Below are 17434 nucleotides of genomic sequence, written 5' to 3'. Positions count from 1 at the left end.
GCCGGCTGCTGCTGCAACAGCCGCGCTTCCTCCAGGCTCGGCATGCGCGTCCAGATGCGGGTGGAGCGGCGGGCATAATCGGTGATGCCGAAGCGGCGCAGCGCTTCGGTGAGCGAGTGGGTTTCGCGAAAGCAGGCCTCGAGGCCGGGGAAGCGCCGCGCCGGGAAATGCGCGGTCTTGAGGCTGATCGGCACGCCATCGGCGCGGCGGAGAATTTCCAGCACCAGCACCGGCTCGCCGGGGGCGAGGTCCAGCGCCTCGGCCACCGCCTGCTCGGCCGGGATTTCCTGGCTGCTCAGCACCTCGCCATCGGCGGTGCGGCTCTGGCGGGAGATGATGTCGCTGAAGCGGGTGCGCGCGCCGAGCGGGTATTGGATGATCGGCGCCGGCTGCACGAAGGTGCCGCGCCCGTGCTGCACCTGCACGAGGCCGGCATCGGCGAGCGCGCCGATCGCCTGGCGCACGGTATGGCGATTGACGCGGAAACGCTCGGCGAGCGCCGTCTCCGTCGGCAGGCGGGCGCCGGGCGGAAAGGCGCCGCTGCCGATCTCCGCCGTCAGGGTTTCGGCGATCCGCTGCCAGAGGATGACGCGCGCCTGCCTCACGCGCCGAGATGCTTGGCGAAGAAGGCGAGGCTGCGGCTCTGCGCCAGGTCGAAGGCCGCCTGGTTGAAACTCGCGCGCGCTTCGCAGCCGAAGCCGTGATCGGCCCCGTCATAGACGAAGATCTCCACGCCCGGCTGGGCCTCGCGAATCGCCGCCACATCCTCGGCCGGGATGCCATGATCCTCCGCGCCGAAATGCAGTTGCACCGGGCAATGCGGCGTCTCCGCCCGCGTCGCCGCAATGCCGCCGCCGTACCAGCCGCAGGCGGCGCGGAAGCGGGTGCTGCGCGTCGCCCCCCACCAGGCGATGGTGCCGCCCCAGCAATAGCCGATGATGCCGATGGCCGGCAGGCCGAGCGCCTCGGCCGCGGCCTCCACATCCATCATCACCTGGGCCTCGGTAATGCCGGCCCGCAGTTCGAGCCCCTTCTGGATCGTCTCGGCGGTGTAGCCGAGTTCGACCCCGCGCTCCACCCGGTCGAACAGCGCCGGCGCGATGGTGGCAAAGCCGGCGCGGGCCAGCGTATCGCAGACGAAGCGCATATGGCTGTTGACGCCGAAGATCTCCTGCACGACGACGAGGCCCATGCGGGCGCCTTCGCTGCCGGCCGTATAGGCGTCGAAACGGTGGCCATCGGCCGCCGTCAGGGTCAGTTGGCTCATGGGATCAGCCTTTTTCGAAGGTCAGAGCGGGGTTGCGAAGCGCGCGAAGGATTGGGCGAGCACGCTGTAGATATCGCGCTTGAAGTGAACCGCGAGGGCCGGGAGGTTGGCGAGATCGTCCCACCGCCAGGCATCGAATTCGGGGTGCGGGTCAAGGTCGAGCCGGATGTCGCTATCCTCGCCCGTAAAGCGCAGCGCGAACCAGCGCTGCCGCTGGCCGCGATACTTGCCGCCCAGCGTGCGGCCGATCAGCTCGGGCGGCAAGTCGTAATGCAGCCAGTCGGGATGCTCGCCAATGATCTCGGCGCGGTCGGTGCCGATCTCTTCCTTGAGTTCGCGAAAGATCGCGACGCGCGGATCTTCCGCCGCGTCGATCCCGCCCTGGGGCAGCTGCCAGCCGCCCGCCGGCCCTTCGGCATTCGGGAAATGCGCCCGCCGCGCGACGAAGACGCGGCCCTGGCGGTTGAACAGGACCGCGCCGACATTCGGCCGGTAGGGCATCTCTTCGGGGCGCATGGCGGTTCCGGGCGCCCGATCAGTTGCCTGCGCTCTTGATCGGCTGCATCGCGTCCACGACCTTGATGGCCTCCTGCAGCTGGAAATCAGTCGAAGGCTTCGTGGGGTCGAATTTCGGCCAGCCGGCCGGCGGCTTGGCCGGAATGGTCTTGGCGATCGCCGGCAGATCGGTCCGCGGCGGCAGCGGCGGCAGGGCCTTGCTGTCCGGGTTCTGCATCGCGTGCTGCAGATCCACCTCGCGCAGCGGCTGCATGGCATCGCCCGCATGGTCGCTCTCGGCCACCCGGATATCGGGGGTGATGCCGAGATCCTGGATCGACCGGCCGGAGGGCGTGAAGTAGCGCGCCGTCGTCAGCCGCATCGCGGTATTGTCCGGCAAGGGGATGACGGTCTGCACCGATCCCTTGCCGAAGCTCCGCTCGCCCATCACGATCGCGCGGCGATTGTCCTGCAGCGCGCCGGAGACGATCTCGGAGGCCGAGGCGGAGCCCGGATTGATCAGCACCACCATCGGCAGATTGCCCGCCACCTGGCCATCCGGCTTGGCGTTCCACACCTCGCTATCCTGCGGGTGGCGCGCGCGGGTGGAGACGATCTCGCCCGTGCTCAGGAAGTCGTTCGCGACGGCGACCGCCTGGTCGAGCAGGCCGCCCGGATTGTTGCGCAGATCGAGGATATAGCCGCGCAGCTTGCCGTGGCTTTCGGCCTGCAGCTTCTTGATCGCGTCGCGCACGCCCTGGTCCGCGTTCTCGGCGAAGACCGAGAGCCGGATGTAGCCGACATCGCCGTACAGCGCCGAATGGACGGAGGGCACGTTGATGACCTCGCGCGTCAGCGTCACCACCATCGGCTTGGCATTGCCGGCCGGCTTGATGGTGAGCGCGATCGTCGAGCCCACCGGCCCGCGCATGTGATCGACCGCCTGATTGAGCGTGAGGCCCTGGACGGATTTGCCGTCGATCGCGAGGATGAGGTCATTCGGCTTGATATGGGCCCGCGCCGCCGGCGTCCCGTCGATCGGGCTGATCACCCGGATATAGCCGTTCTCCTCGCTCACTTCGAGGCCGAGACCGCCGAAGGAGCCGTCGGTCTGGGCCTGCATGTCCCGATACTGCTGGGCGTTCATGAAGCCGCTATGCGGATCGAGCCCGGTCAACATGCCGTTGAGCGCGTTTTCGATCAGCGACTGGTCGTTCACCGGGGTCACGTAATCGGCCTTCACCCGTTCGAAGACATCGCCGAACAGGCTGAGCAGATTGTAGGTGCTGGAGGCATCGCTTTCGGCCGCCAGCGCCTTGGGAATCCCGAGCGGGCCGCCGAGGCGATGCAGCATCACATCAGCAGCGGGAGCCAGAGCGAGGCCGGCGATGAACGCCGAACCGATCAGTAAGCCAGAGCGAAACTTCATCCGAGCGTTCCTAAAGCCGCCCCAGGGGGCGCGATCGAAGGGGCGGTTCCTTGATAAGTGCCGCATCAGCGGAGCCGGGAAGACGATACGACGGCGCCATTCTGCGGAGCAAAGCGGCCAAGAATCAACCCTGCCCGCGGAGCCATGGCGCAGGATTCACGGGTTCCCCATTCTGGCGTAACTCCATGTAAAGTTCGGGCCGCTGCGCCGGCTGGCGGGGATTCCAGCCGGCCATGACGCCAACCGGCTCGCCGCTCTGCACCGTTTGTCCGACCGAGACATCCAGGCGGTCAAGCCCCGCGAGGACAAAATCGTAGCCCTTGCCGCAATCGATGATCATGAGCAGGCCATAGCTGTGAAACGGGCTGCCGAACAGCACCGTGCCGGCGCACGGCGCGATGACGCGCGCGCCCGGCGGCGTCGCATAGGAGAGGCCCTCGGCGGGCCCGGCGAGCGTCGGCGCCCCCCAGCCGCGCACCACCCGCCCGGCGACGGGCGCGAGAATGGCGCCGGCCGGCGCGCCGAGCCCGCCGCCGGCCGGGGCCGCGAGGGAGGCGACGGTCGATTGCGCCCTGGCTGCCTTCTGCGTCTCGGCCGCCCGGCGGGCCGCCGCCGCCGCGCGCTCGGCCTGCAGCAGCGCCACCCGGCGGGCGGCGGCGATCCGCGCCAGGGCTTGCGCGAGATCGCTCGCCTGCGCCGCATCCCGCGCCGCCGCCTTGTCCGCGGCCACAGCCGCGCTCTCGGCGCTATGGCGGATCGCGGCGGCCTGCGCGATCTCGGCATCGAGGGCGGCCTCCTGCTTGGCCTGCGCGGCCTCGGCTTCGGCCAAGGCCGGGGCCTGCGCCTGCATCGCGGCGCTGAGCGCGGCCAGGCGGTCCTGTTCCTTCTTCAAGGCCGCCGCCTGCCGGCCGATCTCGCGCGAAAGGCCGTGCAGCACCAGCAGGCCGCGCAGCGTCTCCTGCGGCGGCGCCGGGACGGCGAGCAGGGTTTCGGAGGGGAACAGCGCCAGCCGCTCGATCAGCGGCAACATCGGGCCGAGGGCGCGGGCGCGGGCATTGAGCGCCGCCTGCACCGCCTTGCGCTGCTCGGCGAGGCTCGCCATGCGGTCGGCGGCAGCCGCCGTCGCATCTTCCGCGGCGCGCAGCTGCGCGGCGGCGGCCACACGCTCCCGGGTAAGGCCCGCCTCGGTCGCGGCGATGGCGGCCGCCCGGGCGTGCGCCGCCACCGCCTCCGCATGGTGCCGCGCGCGGGCGGCCTCGGCGCGGCGAAGCGCCGCCCGGCTCGGCTGGTCGGCGGCGGCGGCTCCGGCCCCGGCCGGCATGCAGGCGCCGCAAGCGACGAGCAGCGCGAGCGCCCCCGCCCAGCCGATCCGCCGCCCGATCCGCCGCCCGGCAGGGCCGGGCTCGCTCAGCCGGCCTGCCCTTGCCGCAGCAGGCTCTCGCCCGTCATCGCCGCCGGCTGCGGCAGCCCCATCAGCGCGAGCAGCGTCGGCGCGATATCGGCGAGCCGGCCATCGGCGAGGGTAGTGCCGGGCGGCCCGCCCATCAGCAGCGCCGGCACCGGGTTGAGCGTATGCGCGGTGTGGGGGCCGCCGGTCGCCGGGTCGCGCATCAATTCGCAATTGCCGTGGTCGGCGGTCACGAACAGCGTCCCACCCTTTGCCGCCACCGCTTGCGCGATCTGCCCGAGGGCGCGGTCCACCGTCTCCACCGCGCGGATCGCCGCCTCCAGCACGCCGGTATGGCCCACCATGTCGGGATTGGCGAAGTTGAGGATGATGAGGTCGAATTCCCCGCCGCCGATCGCGGCCACCGCCTTCTCCGTCAGTTCCGGGGCGGACATCTCGGGCTGCAGATCGTAGGTGGCGACCTTTGGGGAGGGCACCATGATGCGCTCCTCACCGGGATTGGGCTCCTCGATCCCGCCGTTGAGGAAGTAGGTGACATGCGGATATTTCTCGGTCTCGGCCATGCGCAGCTGGCGACGCCCGGCGCGGGCGACCACCTGGCCGAGCAGATCCTCCATGCCGATCGGCGGGAAGAGCGTCGCCTGGAGCTTGTCGAGGGCGGTGCTGTACTGCGTCATGCCGGCGGCGGCGGCGAAATGCGGCGCCCGCCCCCGCGCGAAGCCGGTAAAGGCAGGGTCGAGCATCGCGGTCAGGATCTCGCGGATCCGGTCCGCCCGGAAGTTGAAGGTCAGCAGCGCCTCGCCTTCGCCGACGCCCTGATAATCGCCGATCACCGCGGGGAGGAGGAATTCATCGCCGAGGCCGGCGGCATAGCCCTGCGCGATCGCCTCGGCGGCGCTCGCGAAGCGCGGGCCCTCGGCGGCGACGATCGCCCCATAGGCGCGGGAGACGCGCTCCCAACGGTTGTCGCGGTCCATCGCGTAATAGCGGCCGCTCACCGTCACGATCTGGGCGCCCGCGGGCAGCGCCGTCTCGAAAGCCGCGAGGAAGCCGGCGCCGGCGCGCGGCGGCGTATCCCGCCCGTCGGTGATCGCGTGGATCAGCACGCGAAGCCCTGCCTCGGTCAGGATGCGCGCGAGCGCGACCGCATGATCCTGGTGGGCATGCACGCCGCCTGGGGAGACGAGCCCCATCAGATGCACCCGCCCGCTTCCCGCTTTCGCCGCGGCGACGAGTTCGCCGAGCACCGGATTGGCGGCGAGCGAGCCATCCCGCGCGGCGCGGCTGATACGCGGCAGATCCTGCATCACCACCCGCCCGGCGCCGATATTCAGGTGCCCCACTTCGGAATTCCCGAACTGCCCCTCGGGCAGGCCGACATCCTCGCCCGAGGTTCGCAGGAAGGCATGCGAGCAGTTCTGCCAGAGCCGGTCGAAATTCGGCGTATGCGCCAGGCGCACGGCATTGTCCGCGCGCTCCTCCCGCCAGCCCCAGCCATCGAGGATGACCAGCATGACCGGGCGTTGCGTCTGCTCACTCATGGCGGGGGGCTCCTTCGCGCTGACCTCCCCGCTGGTATCACGGGCGTCCCTCCCGGTGGTAGGGGTGGCCGGTCAGGATGCTCTCGGCGCGGAAAAGCTGCTCGGCCAGCATGGCGCGGGCGAGGAAGTACGGCCAGGTCATCGGGCCGAGGGAGAGGGTGAGATCGGCCCGCGCCAGCACCCGCGCATCGAGCCCCTCCGCCCCGCCGATGAGAAAGCAGACCGGCCGGCCGAGCTCCCGCCAGCGGCCAAGCAGGCGGGCGAGGCCGGCGCTATCGGGCATCTGCCCGCCGAGATCGAGCGCGACGGCGATCGCCTGGGCCGGCAGCGCGCCGAGCAGCGCCTCCGCCTCGCGCCGCTTGATCTCGGCCGGCGCGCCGCGCCCCTCGGGCAATTCGGTGAGCGCGAGGGCCGGGCGCAGGCGGGCGGCGTAGCGGGCGAAGAGCGCCGCCTCAGGCCCCTCGCGCTGGCGGCCGATCGCGATGACGCGGAGCATCGCCCGCGCCCCCCGCGCGCGCCGCCGCCCGGCCCCGCCGCCTCAGCCTTCCGCCTCGTCCAGCTCCGCGCCCCACATCTTTTCGAGGCCGTAGAGCGCGCGGGAATCGGGCTTGAAGAGATGGACGACGATATCGCCGGCGTCGATCAGCACCCAGTCCGATCCGCCTTCGCCCTCGATCCGCACGCGGCCGAAGCCCGCCTCGCGCAGCTTCTCCTGCAAATGCGTCGCCATGGCGCTGATCTGCCGGTCGGCCAGGCCCGAGGCGATGATCATGCGGTCGGCGAAGCTCGCCTTGCCGGCAAGGTCGAGCGTCACGATCTCTTCGCCCTTGTCGTCCTCCAGGCTGGTCACGATGAGGGTCTGGAGGCGGTCGAGTTCGGAGGGCTCTGCCTGCGCCTTGCGGCTGCGGGCGCGCGGGCCCGAGATCACCGCCTTCTTGCGGATGGTCGCCGGGGCGGCAGGCGCACCGCCTGCGGCCGGCTTCGGGGTGGAAGCGCGGCGGCGGGGTGCCGCCGCGTCCGTCGTGGCTTTGCGGGCTATGGGACGTCTCCCTCTATGGCATCGTTCTGCGGCCGAAGGCCGGGCTTTGATGGTAAGGCTTGGCCGCGCTCGGCCTCGGCTGAGGAACGTGCGGCACGCAAGGCCGTTGCGGATAGCGCATTTTGCGCCGCCGGTAAAAAGATCCAGGCAGGCGGGGCGCTGGCGGCCAGCAGCCGCGCCTGGCGCGCCGGCCGGCGGGCGGGCTTCAGCCGGTGCGCGGCCCGCCCGGCGAGCGCCGCCATGTTATGCGCCGGCCGCGGCAGCACGCCGAGCACGGTGCGCGCGGCGATCCGCCGCCAATGCTGCCAATCGGCGAAATGCTCCAGATTGTCCGCCCCCATCAGCCAGACGAATTCGGCGCAGGGAAAGAGCCGGTGCAGCCGCGCGAGCGTCGCCCAAGTATGGCGGGTGCCGATCGCCCGCTCGATCCCGGTCGCCAGAATATGGCGCCCATCGGCGATCCGCCGCGCGCTCGCCAGCCGCTCGGCGAAGGGCGCCATGCCGCGCGCCGGCTTCAGCGGATTGCCGGGCGAGACCATGAGCCAGACCTGATCGAGCCCGAAGCGCCGCCGCGCCACCCGCGCCACATGCAGGTGCCCGGCATGCGCCGGGTTGAACGAGCCGCCGAGCACGCCGATGCGCATGCGCCGCTTGTCGCCCCGCAGCGGCAGGGGATCCGGCTGGTCCGCCATCGCAGGCGCGATCAGCCCCGCACCTGGCCCGTGCCGCGGATCTGGTAGCGGAAGGTCGTCAGCTGCTCCACGCCCACCGGGCCGCGTGCATGGATCCGGCCGGTGGCGATGCCGATCTCGGCGCCGAAGCCGAATTCGCCGCCATCGCAGAACTGGGTGGAGGCATTCCAGAGCGCGACGGCGCTCGGCACCCCGGCGAGGAAGGCTTCCGCCGCCGCCGCATCCTCGGTGATGATCGCTTCGGTATGCTCGCTGCCGTAGCGCTCGATATGGGCGATGGCGCCCTCCACCCCGTCCACCACGGCGACGGAGAGCACTCGGTCGAGCCATTCGGTCGCGAAATCGGCCTCGGTCGCGGCCGGCAGGTCGGGCAGGATGGCCCGCGCCCGGTTGTCCGCGCGGAAGCTGCAGCCACCGGCCGCAAGATCGCCGAGGAGCACCGGCAGCAGGCTCGGCGCGATCGCCGCATCGATCAGCAGGGTCTCGGTCGCGCCGCAAATATCGGTCCGCCGCAGCTTGGCGTTCATCAGGATCTTACGCGCCATCTCGGGCGCGGCGGCGGCATGCACATAAGTGTGGCAAAGCCCCTCGGCATGGGCGAGCACGGGCACCCGCGCTTCCGCCTGCACGCGGGTCACCAAGCCCTTGCCGCCGCGCGGAATGATGAGGTCGATGAGCCCGGCGGCGCGCAGCATGGCGGCGACGAAGGCGCGGTCCCGGCTCGGCGCCACCTGCACCGCGCTCTCCGGCAGGGCGGCGGCGCGCAAGCCCTCCAGCATCGCCGCATGGATCGCGCCGGCGCTGTGGAAACTGTCCGACCCGCCCCGCAGGATGACGGCGTTGCCGGATTTGAGGCAGAGGCCGGCGGCATCCGCGCCGACATTGGGCCGGCTTTCGTAGATCATGCCGACGACGCCGATCGGCGTCGCGATCCGCTGGAAGGCGAGGCCATTCGGCCGTTCCCAGGCCGCCTGCACGCGGCCGAGGGGATCGGGCAGATCCGCGATCTCCTCGAGCCCGACCGCCATGGCCTCCACGCGCTTCGCGTCGAGCCGCAGGCGGTCCCGCAGATTGGCCGGGCCCTCATAGGCGTCGAGGTCTTGCTGGTTGGCGGCGAGGATTCCCGGCAGGCGGGCGCGCAAGGCGCCGGCGGCGGCGCGGAGTGCGGCATCGCGCGCCGCGGCCGGGGAGCGGGCAAGCACCCGGGCGGCCTTGCGGGCCGCGAGGGCTGCGGTGCGCAGCGCATCGCTCGCGGGATCGAAATCGACGGTCATCCTCTGGCCTGTCCTCAGAAGAGCTTCAGGCTCCTGCTTCTGCCCGCAGCGCCGCGCCAAGGCAAGCAGCCGCCGCGCGCGTCTGCCGAGCGCGCGAGCGCGCCGGCGCCTCTGCTGCGGCGCGGCAATAACGCCCGAGCATTGACGCTTCGTTGACAATACAAAGAACGCGACGAGACTCGCCAAAGGCAATCTGGGCGAAAATGTGGCAAATTATGGCAGCCTTTGAATAGAACAACTTAGCGGCGCCCAAACCGTTACTGGCGGGATTTACCATCGCGGCTCTCGATTTTCGCTTGCAATGCCTGCCGGATTCCGGTTTACCGAGAACGTGACTGACAACACCTGCCTCTTTCCGCCTCGCGGCCGTTCTGGCCATTTGTTTAATACTCAAGATCTTAGCGAGGTTTCCTTCAATGCGGCCCAGCCGGGTCGCGAAAGTTTGAGCCCTGAGGTCGCCGGTCCTTCCGGCACCGCTGGTTCATTCGGGGATGTGCGGCCGGAGCGCCGCGCTGCCCCCCATGACGGGAGAACCGGGATGAAGTCGCGTTTCGCGCTGTCGATCGCCCCCATATTGCTTCTGGTGGCAACCAACCAGTCCGAGGCCGCGGTGAAGAGGGTGGAACCGCATCACGGGGCCGAGGGGCGCAGCACCGCCGCCGCCACCCGCCATACCCGCAGCCGCATCGCCCTCGCCAGCACCCGCCATGTCAAGGTCCGGCACCTCGCTCTGCATCACGTGAAGGTCCGCAGCCGCAACATCGCCTATGCCCGGCGCCTCGTCAGCGCCGCTGTCAGCGAAACCGATGGCTGGAACCCGGCGGTGGCCGATATCTCCTATCCCAGCCAGCCGATCGGCGCTTCCGTCCGGCAAGCGGTCTATACGACCGGCGGGGATACCAATGCCGGCCAAGGCCTCGCCGCGCAGGCGGCCCGCCCGATCCAGACCGGGATCGCCTCCTATTACGGCCGCCAGCACAATGGCCGGCGCACCGCGAGCGGCAGCGTCTTTCACGAAAACGCGCTGACCGCGGCGCATGCCACCCTGCCTTTCGGCACCAAGGTGCGCGTCGAAGACCCCGAAACCGGGCGCGCCGTCATCGTCACCATCACCGATCGGCTGCATGAGCCGCACCGCGTGATCGACCTTTCGGAGGGCGCGGCGCGCCAGCTTGGCATCCTGCGCGAGGGCCTCGCGATGGTGACGCTGACACCCGAGCCCTGAGCCGCGGGCCCCTCCGCCCCACGCCGCCTGCCCATTCTTCTGCCGCATCATGCGGCGCACGGGGCCCGCTTTCGCCCCGGCGCAGAGGCCGGCCGGCCCTCCCCCCGCTCCCGGAATTGAGGCTTGACCTCGCCTGCCGCCTGGCGCCTCCTACGCTCCGCGCCGCCCGGGGAAGCTGGGGCATGACGATTGCGCGAAACCGCCGAGGCTGGTTTCAGAGCGCGGCCGCCCGTGCCATACCTCGTTCCCTGTGACCGACATCACGACGAACGACCTCACGCAGAAGGACTGCACGATCATGGCAGATGTCACGCCGAAAACCGTTCCGGCCCCCAAGGATCAGCATCTGCGAGACCTCGCGGATTGCATCCGCTTCCTCTCGATGGATGCCGTGCAGCTCGCCAAAAGCGGCCATCCGGGGGCGCCGATGGGCATGGCCGATATCGCGGTCGTGCTGTTCAAGGATTTCATGAAGTTCGATGCGGGCGCGCCGAAATGGTTCGATCGCGATCGCTTCATCCTCTCCAACGGCCACGGCTCGATGCTGCTCTACAGCCTCCTCTACCTCCTCGGTTATGAGGATATGACGATCGAGGATCTGAAGAAGTTCCGCCAGGCCGGCTCGAAGACCGCGGGCCATCCGGAATACGGCCATGCCGCGGGGATCGAAACGACGACCGGGCCGCTCGGCCAGGGCATCTCCAATTCCGTCGGCTTCGCGCTGGCCGAAGCGATCCTCTCGGCCAAGTTCGGCCGCGATCTCGTCAATCACCATACTTACGTGTTCCTCGGCGATGGCTGCCTGCAGGAAGGCGTCAGCCAGGAGGCGATCTCACTCGCCGGCCACTACAAGCTCGGCAATCTCATCTGCTTCTGGGATCACAACTCGATCACCATCGACGGCTCGACCGACCTTTCCACCTCGGAAGACGTGATCAAGCGCTTCCAGGCGGAGAACTGGCATACGCTCGAAATCGACGGCCATGACACGGATGCGATCCGCGACGCGATCCGCGAGGCCCAGGCGGTGGTTGACCGGCCGACGCTGATCGCCTGCAAGACGATCATCGGCTTCGGCTTCCCCACCAAGGCCGGCACCCATAAGGCGCATAGCGATGCCCCGGGCGAGGACGAGATCGCCGGCGCCCGCAAGCTGCTCAACTGGAGCGCCCCGCCCTTCGTCATCCCCGAGGATCTGCTGAAGGAATGGCGGGCGATCGGCGCGCGCGGCGCGACGGAGCGTGCCGCCTGGGAGGAGCGCTTCCAATCCGCCCCGGCCGAATTCCAGCGCCGCGTGCGCAACGAACTGCCGGCGAACTGGCGGGATGCGATCGCCGCCGCCCGGCGCGAATTCATCGAAAGCGGCAAGGAACTGGCGACCCGCGCGGCGAGCGGCGCGGTGCTGAACCACCTCTTCGACGCGATCCCCGAGATGCTCGGCGGCTCGGCCGATCTCACCCCCTCCAACAACACCAAGGCCAAGAACCAGACCGAGATCCACCCGGGCGCCTTCGACGGCTCCTACGTGCATTACGGCATCCGCGAGCATGGCATGGCCGCCGCCCTCAACGGCCTCGCCCTGCATGGCGGCCTCATCCCCTATGGCGGCACCTTCATGTGCTTCTCGGATTACTGCCGCCCCTCGATCCGCCTCTCGGCACTGATGGAGATCCGCTCGATCTTCGTCATGACGCATGACAGCATCGGCCTGGGCGAGGACGGCCCGACCCATCAGCCGGTCGAGCATCTGGCCGCCATGCGCGCCATGCCCAATCTCGGCGTCTATCGCCCGGGCGATCCGATCGAGACCGCCGAATGCTGGGAGATGGTTCTCGAACAGCCGCATACCCCGGCCTTCCTCGCCCTCTCGCGCCAGCCGATGCCGCTCCTGCGCCGCGAAGCAGGCACCGAGAACAAATCCGCGCGCGGCGGCTATGTGCTGCAGGAAGCCGAAGGCGGCCCGCGGCAGGTGACGCTCTTCGCCACGGGCTCCGAGCTGCATCTCGCGGTCGAAGCCCGCACCGCGCTGCAGGCGGAGGGTATCCCGACCGCCGTCGTCTCGATGCCGAGCTGGTACCACTTCGAGAAGCAGGATGCGGCCTATCGCAAGTCGGTCATCGGCAGCAACAAGGCGCGGGTGGCGGTGGAAGCCGCGGTGCAACTCGGCTGGGAGCGGTATATCGGCGATCACGGCCGCTTTGTCGGCATGCACAGCTTCGGCGCCTCGGGCAAGATCGGCGATGTCTATAAGAAGTTCGGCATCACCGCGGAGGCCGTCGTCGCCGCCGCCAAGGAAAGCCTGAGCGAGGCCGCCGCCTAACCGGGGCAAGCCCGGTCGTCGTCAGAAGGCCGGCGGGGCAACCCGCCGGCCTTTTTGCTGGGCCACCCGGAAACCCGGCTCGGCGGCGCTTATTCATCCACATATAAATAAACGTTTATGCGAAAGACCATCGCACGGACCAGGCGGGCAGCTGCCCATCCGCCAGCGCCCCGCCTTCTTCCCAGATCAGTTGCGGGGCGCCGGCCGCGAAACCGCTGACCGGCGCGGCGGTCAGGTTCGCTTGCAGATCGAGCCGCGCCTCCCCCGCTCTCCAGGAGACTGCCACCGCGCCCGGCGCGACGAGCCGCCCCTCGCCTCCACGCAGAATAGCCGGCAGCAGCGGCACGATCGCCGCATGGCGCGCCGCGATAATGCGGCGGTACCAATCGAGCATCGCCGCGTCGATCGCCTCCCAGCGCAGCTTGGCCTGCGCGAAGGTCGTCTCCGCCACCGGATCGGGGATGCGCGCGCGCTTCTCCGGGTCGCTGAATTCGGGAAAGCGGGCGAATTCCGCGCGCCGCCCCTCACGCACAGCGTCCGCGAGCGCGCCCTCGAAATCGGCGAAGAACAAGAAGGGCGCGCGCGCCCCCATCTCCTCGCCCATGAACAGCATCGGCACTTGCGGCAGCAGCAGATAGACGGCGGAGGCGGCCCGCACCGCCTCAGCCGGGGCGAGGGCGGCAAGCCGCTCCCCCATCGCGCGGTTGCCGATCTGATCGTGGTTCTGCGCGAAGGCGACGAAGGCGGTCGGCGGCAGATGCGCCGAAGCTTCGCCCCGCGGCCGCCCGCTATAGGGCATTTCCTCCCCCTGGAAGGCGAAGCCTTGGGCAAGAGCCCGGCCGAGCAGCCCCGGCGCCTCGGCATAGGCCTCGTAATAGGCCATGCGCTCCCCCGTCGTCGCGACATGCAGGACGTGGTGCACATCATCGTTCCATTGCGCGGTGTAGAGCAGCGGCGCACCCGCCGCGTCCCGCGCCAGGAGGCTCGCGCGGTTATCCTCGTTTTCCAGGATGAGGTGCAGCGGCCGGCCGGCCGCCTCGGCGCGCAGCCGCTCGGCCATCTCGACCAGGAGATGCTTCGGCCCATCGTCCTGGATCGCATGGACGGCGTCGAAGCGCAGCCCGTCCACATGAAACTCCCGCACCCAGTAGAGCGCGTTCTCGACGAAGAACTCCCGCACCGGGCGGCTTTCGGCACCATCCACATTGATGCCGGCACCCCAGGGGCTCTTATGCCGCTCGGTGAAGAATTGCGGCGCATAGGCCGGCAGGTAATTCCCGTCGGGCCCGAAGTGGTTATAGACGACATCGAGCAGCACGCTGATGCCCCGCGCATGGGCGGCATCGACGAGCGCCTTGAAATCCTCCGGCCGCCCATAGCGCGCATCCGGCGCATAGGGCAGCACCCCGTCATAACCCCAGTTGCGCCCCCCCGGAAAATCCGCGACCGGCATGATCTCGATGGTGTTGACGCCGAGTTCGGCCAGATGATCGAGCCGGGCGATCGCCGCCCGGAACGTCCCCTCCGGGGTGAAGGTGCCGAGGTGGAGTTCGTAGATCACCGCCTCATGCCAGGGGCGGCCCTGCCAGCCGGCATCCTGCCATTGGTATCCGTCCGGATCGACGACCGCGCTCGGGCCGTGCACATCCTCGGGCTGGAAGCGCGAGCCCGGATCGGGCACCAGAAGCCCATCCGGCAGGCGGAACTGGTAGCGCGTGCCCGGCCCAGCCCCCGCCACCTCCGCGCGGTGCCAGCCATCGGCGCCCCGCCGCATGGGCAGCGGAGCCGCGCCGCCGATGACGAGGCCGACCGCCGCGACCCCCGGCGCCCAGAGGCGGAACTCCACCCCCCCGGCCAGCAGCCGGGGGCCGAACAGCCAGCCGCCCGCGTCGTTACCCTCTTGAACCTTGCTCACCCGCCCACTCCCCGCACAGCCCCGACCATGCCCGCAAGGACAGCCCCCCCGGCACGGTCGATGAAAAGCCCCGCGGTCACATAAGGCGGGCGGAGGCCGCGCCAAGCCCGTCCTTTTATTTACAAATCGTATCTTTTCTATTAACAGCTATGTTTCCTCGCGCGGGGTTATGCCAATGCCAGACCGCCTCTCGCCCGACTGGAACGCCCCGCCGCAACTCTCGGTCGTCATCCCCTGCCATAACGAGGCGGCCAACCTCGCGACCCTCTATGCCCGGCTCGCTTGCGTGCTCGATGCGACGGGGCTTGCCTGGGAGATCGTCTGCGTCAACGACGGCAGCCGGGATGATACGCTCGCCCGGCTGCTCGCCCTGCGCGCCCGCGATCCGCGCGTCCAGATCTTCGATCTCTCCCGCAATTTCGGCAAGGAGGCGGCGCTCACCGCGGGGCTCGACCAGGCGCGCGGCCAGGCGATCATCCCGCTCGACGCCGATCTGCAAGACCCGCCGGAGGTGATCGCCGATCTCGTCGCCCAATGGCAGGAGGGTTTCGAGGTAGTGAACGCCGTGCGGGCGGCACGCGAGGGGGAAGGCTGGCTCAAGCGCGGCTCGGCGCATCTCTTCTACCGGCTGCTCAACCGGTTGAGCGAGATCCCGATCCCGCCCGATACCGGGGATTTCCGCCTGCTCTCCCGCCCGGCGCTCGAAGCGCTGAAACGCATGCCCGAGCGGCGGCGCTTCATGAAGGGCATGTTTGTCTGGATCGGCTTTCGCACCACCTCCATCACCTATCGCCGGGCGGGGCGGCATGCCGGCAAGACCAGCTGGAACTACTGGCGGCTGTGGAACTTCGCGATCGAGGGCATCACCTCCTTCAGCCAGGTGCCGCTGCGCCTCGCCTCCTATCTCGGCGTGCTGACCGCCTGCCTCTCCCTCTTCTACGGTCTTTTCCTGCTCATCCGCACGCTGCTCTTCGGCAATCCGGTGAGCGGCTATCCCTCGATCATGGTGGCGATCCTCTTCCTCGGCGGCATGCAGCTCATGGCGCTCGGGGTGATCGGCGAATATATCGGCAGGATCTATGAGGAGACGAAGAACCGGCCGGTCTATATCCTGCGCGAGAGCTGGGCGGGCGAGGCTGCGGGCGCGGTCGCCACGCTATCGCCGCACCGCTACCTGAGCGCCGCCGAGCACGGATAGCAGCAGCAGCCCGACGAGCAGCAGCGCCGCGCCGAGCCCGGTATGGGCGGCGATGAAGCCGACGATGGCCGGGCCGCACAGGAGCCCGGCATAGCCCATGGCGCTGATCACCGGGATCGAGACGCTCGGCGCCACCCCCGGCACCCGCGCCGCCGCGCTGAACAGCTGCGGCACGATATTGGCGGCCCCGAGGCCGATCAGCATGAAGCCTAGCAAGGAAAGCGGCCCCGGTAGCAGCACGGCCGCCACCCAGCCGAAGATGCCGAGCAGCGCGCTGCCGCGCAGCAGCCGCAAGGCACCAAAGCGGAAAGTCAGACGATCCCCACCCAGCCGGGCAGCCACCATGGCAAGGGAGAAGGCGGCGTAGCCGAGCCCGCCATAGGCGGCCGGCACCCCCTTGGTGGTAAGAAACAGCGCACTCCAATCAAGCGCCGCGCCTTCGCCGAGAAAACCAACGAGCGCGAGCCCGCCGATCAGCAGCACGAGCGGGTGCAGGGCAGCGCCGCCCCGGCGCCTGGCAGCACCCCCGGCCGGGCGCGCAGCCTCCCGCCCCGGCAGCAGGCCGCGCGCCCGCCAGAGCCCGAGGGCGAGGAAGATCACCGTCACCGTGCCCGCCGCGGCTAGAACCGGCAGCCCGGCGCCGAGCAGCAGGGTGAGGAAGAGCGCGGAGCCGAGGCCGCCGAGGCTGAACATGCCGTGAAAGCCCGACATCAGCGGTCGGCCGCTCGCCAATTCCACCTCCACCGCCTGGGCGTTCATCGCCGCATCCAGCCCGCCCACGCCGAAGCCGAAGAGCACCAGATCCGCCGCGAGCAGCGCCGGGTTCCGCAACAGGGCGAGCGGCGGCAACGCGAGGGTGACGAGGAGGGCGGCGGCCATCATGCAGCGGCGCGAGCCGTGGCGGCGGAGCGCCCAGGAAATCAGCGGCATCACCAGAATGGCACCGATGCCGAGGCCGATGAGCACGAGGCCGAAGGCGGCGGTGCCGAGGCCGGTGCGTGCCTTGGCATAGGGCACCAACGGCGCCCAGGCGGCATTGGCGAAGCCGCTGAGAAAAAAGAACAGCCGGGTGGAGAGCCGGGCCGCAGCCAAGACGGCGGCCGGCACCGATCCCCCCGGCCGCAGGGTCTTTTCGCTGCTCATACCATCCGCCCCTCACCCCGCCGTGCGCGGTTTGCATCGCTCGCCCGGCTTGCCCCGGCAAAGCGGAGATCCGCAGAGCGAAGGACCGCGCCGCCCCGCGCCGGAGCAAGCATCGCCAAGCGGCGGGCGCTCAGGGCCGCGCGCGAAGCCCATAGCCGCGGCTCGGCCCTTTCCCGCCCGATGGACCAGGCTGCCCCAAGCGCGGCTGCCCGGCGGGTCGGGAACCGGAAGCCCCCTCCCCGCGCGGCTCCGCGCAGGAGGTGCTCCCGGCCCGAGGCGGCAGCGGGCCCGCGCCCGCTGTCAGGACTGCTGGCGGCGCAGGAAGGCCGGGATTTCGAGCCCGCCCATCTCCTCGACTGCGGCCGGCCGGGCGGCGGCGCGCGGCGGCTCGGCCATGCGCGCCTCCGGCATCGGCGCCACGGGCTCGGCCCGCTGTTCGGCCGCGGGCTGCGGCTGCGCCCGCTTGCCGATGGCGCCGGTCACCCGGG

General features: G+C 70.1%; 15 protein-coding genes and 1 pseudogene. 3 read left to right on the top strand and 13 right to left on the bottom strand.

Annotated features, from left to right (window positions below; translation table 11 throughout):
- The 10 genes from phnF to ACYQ7X_RS17025 form a co-directional block, all read right to left on the bottom strand.
- Positions 1-605 (bottom strand): phosphonate metabolism transcriptional regulator PhnF (gene phnF / locus ACYQ7X_RS17070; RefSeq protein ID WP_459698279.1); only part of this gene is annotated, 605 nt, incomplete at its 3' end.
- Positions 602-1267, bottom strand: coding sequence for a dienelactone hydrolase family protein (locus tag ACYQ7X_RS17065; RefSeq protein ID WP_459698278.1), 666 nt, complete (start codon positions 1265-1267; stop codon positions 602-604). The genes ACYQ7X_RS17065 and phnF, both read right to left, overlap by 4 nt.
- A gap of 21 nt (positions 1268-1288) precedes the next feature.
- The gene (locus tag ACYQ7X_RS17060) at positions 1289-1783 is read right to left on the bottom strand and encodes an RNA pyrophosphohydrolase (RefSeq protein ID WP_459698277.1); all 495 of its coding nucleotides are present in this window, start codon (positions 1781-1783) and stop codon (positions 1289-1291) included.
- 19 nt (positions 1784-1802) lie between these two features.
- The gene (locus tag ACYQ7X_RS17055; RefSeq protein WP_459698276.1) at positions 1803-3191 is read right to left on the bottom strand and encodes a S41 family peptidase; all 1389 of its coding nucleotides are present in this window, start codon (positions 3189-3191) and stop codon (positions 1803-1805) included.
- 124 nt (positions 3192-3315) lie between these two features.
- Positions 3316-4512, bottom strand: a complete 1197-nt coding sequence (locus ACYQ7X_RS17050; RefSeq protein ID WP_459698275.1) for a murein hydrolase activator EnvC family protein — start codon at positions 4510-4512, stop codon at positions 3316-3318.
- An 86-nt stretch (positions 4513-4598) separates the two neighbouring features.
- Complete coding sequence (gene gpmI / locus ACYQ7X_RS17045; protein WP_459698274.1) at positions 4599-6140, bottom strand: 2,3-bisphosphoglycerate-independent phosphoglycerate mutase; 1542 nt, start codon at positions 6138-6140, stop codon at positions 4599-4601.
- Positions 6141-6177: 37 nt separating this feature from the next.
- Positions 6178-6636 carry a 23S rRNA (pseudouridine(1915)-N(3))-methyltransferase RlmH gene (locus tag ACYQ7X_RS17040; RefSeq protein ID WP_459698273.1) on the bottom strand — a complete coding sequence of 153 codons (459 nt, stop codon included), beginning with the start codon at positions 6634-6636 and terminating at the stop codon, positions 6178-6180.
- 42 nt (positions 6637-6678) lie between these two features.
- Positions 6679-7068 (bottom strand): ribosome silencing factor, encoded by a 390-nt coding sequence (gene rsfS, locus ACYQ7X_RS17035; RefSeq protein ID WP_459698272.1) that lies wholly within the window; start codon positions 7066-7068, stop codon positions 6679-6681.
- A 107-nt stretch (positions 7069-7175) separates the two neighbouring features.
- On the bottom strand, positions 7176-7871 hold the full coding sequence (locus ACYQ7X_RS17030; protein WP_459698271.1) for a nicotinate-nucleotide adenylyltransferase: 696 nt from the start codon (positions 7869-7871) through the stop codon (positions 7176-7178).
- Positions 7872-7882: 11 nt separating this feature from the next.
- Positions 7883-9145, bottom strand: a complete 1263-nt coding sequence (locus ACYQ7X_RS17025) for a glutamate-5-semialdehyde dehydrogenase (RefSeq protein WP_459698270.1) — start codon at positions 9143-9145, stop codon at positions 7883-7885.
- A gap of 538 nt (positions 9146-9683) precedes the next feature.
- Here ACYQ7X_RS17025 and ACYQ7X_RS17020 point away from each other — a divergent pair.
- Together ACYQ7X_RS17020 and tkt are read left to right on the top strand one after the other, a co-directional pair.
- Complete coding sequence (locus ACYQ7X_RS17020; protein ID WP_459698269.1) at positions 9684-10370, top strand: septal ring lytic transglycosylase RlpA family protein; 687 nt, start codon at positions 9684-9686, stop codon at positions 10368-10370.
- Positions 10371-10668: 298 nt separating this feature from the next.
- On the top strand, positions 10669-12690 hold the full coding sequence (gene tkt / locus ACYQ7X_RS17015) for a transketolase (protein ID WP_459698268.1): 2022 nt from the start codon (positions 10669-10671) through the stop codon (positions 12688-12690).
- Positions 12691-12805: 115 nt separating this feature from the next.
- On the opposite strand, the gene treZ is transcribed toward tkt, so the two are convergent.
- Positions 12806-14605, bottom strand: coding sequence for a malto-oligosyltrehalose trehalohydrolase (gene treZ / locus ACYQ7X_RS17010; protein ID WP_459698267.1), 1800 nt, complete (start codon positions 14603-14605; stop codon positions 12806-12808).
- A 175-nt stretch (positions 14606-14780) separates the two neighbouring features.
- Here treZ and ACYQ7X_RS17005 point away from each other — a divergent pair, with 175 nt between their 5' ends.
- Positions 14781-15803 carry a glycosyltransferase family 2 protein gene (locus ACYQ7X_RS17005; RefSeq protein ID WP_459698266.1) on the top strand — a complete coding sequence of 341 codons (1023 nt, stop codon included), beginning with the start codon at positions 14781-14783 and terminating at the stop codon, positions 15801-15803.
- Here the strand turns inward: ACYQ7X_RS17005 and ACYQ7X_RS17000 are convergent.
- Entirely contained in the window at positions 15762-16946 is a 1185-nt protein-coding gene (locus ACYQ7X_RS17000; RefSeq protein WP_459698265.1) for an MFS transporter, read from the bottom strand. The genes ACYQ7X_RS17005 and ACYQ7X_RS17000 overlap by 42 nt on opposite strands.
- A gap of 300 nt (positions 16947-17246) precedes the next feature.
- Positions 17247-17434: pseudogene (locus tag ACYQ7X_RS16995) on the bottom strand (cell division protein FtsZ); the annotation flags it as partial.

The sequence above is a fragment of the Acidisoma sp. C75 genome, assembly GCF_054665095.1.
The sequence above is the reverse complement of the archived record's forward strand: the minus strand, read 5'-3'. Positions and strand labels throughout refer to the sequence as shown.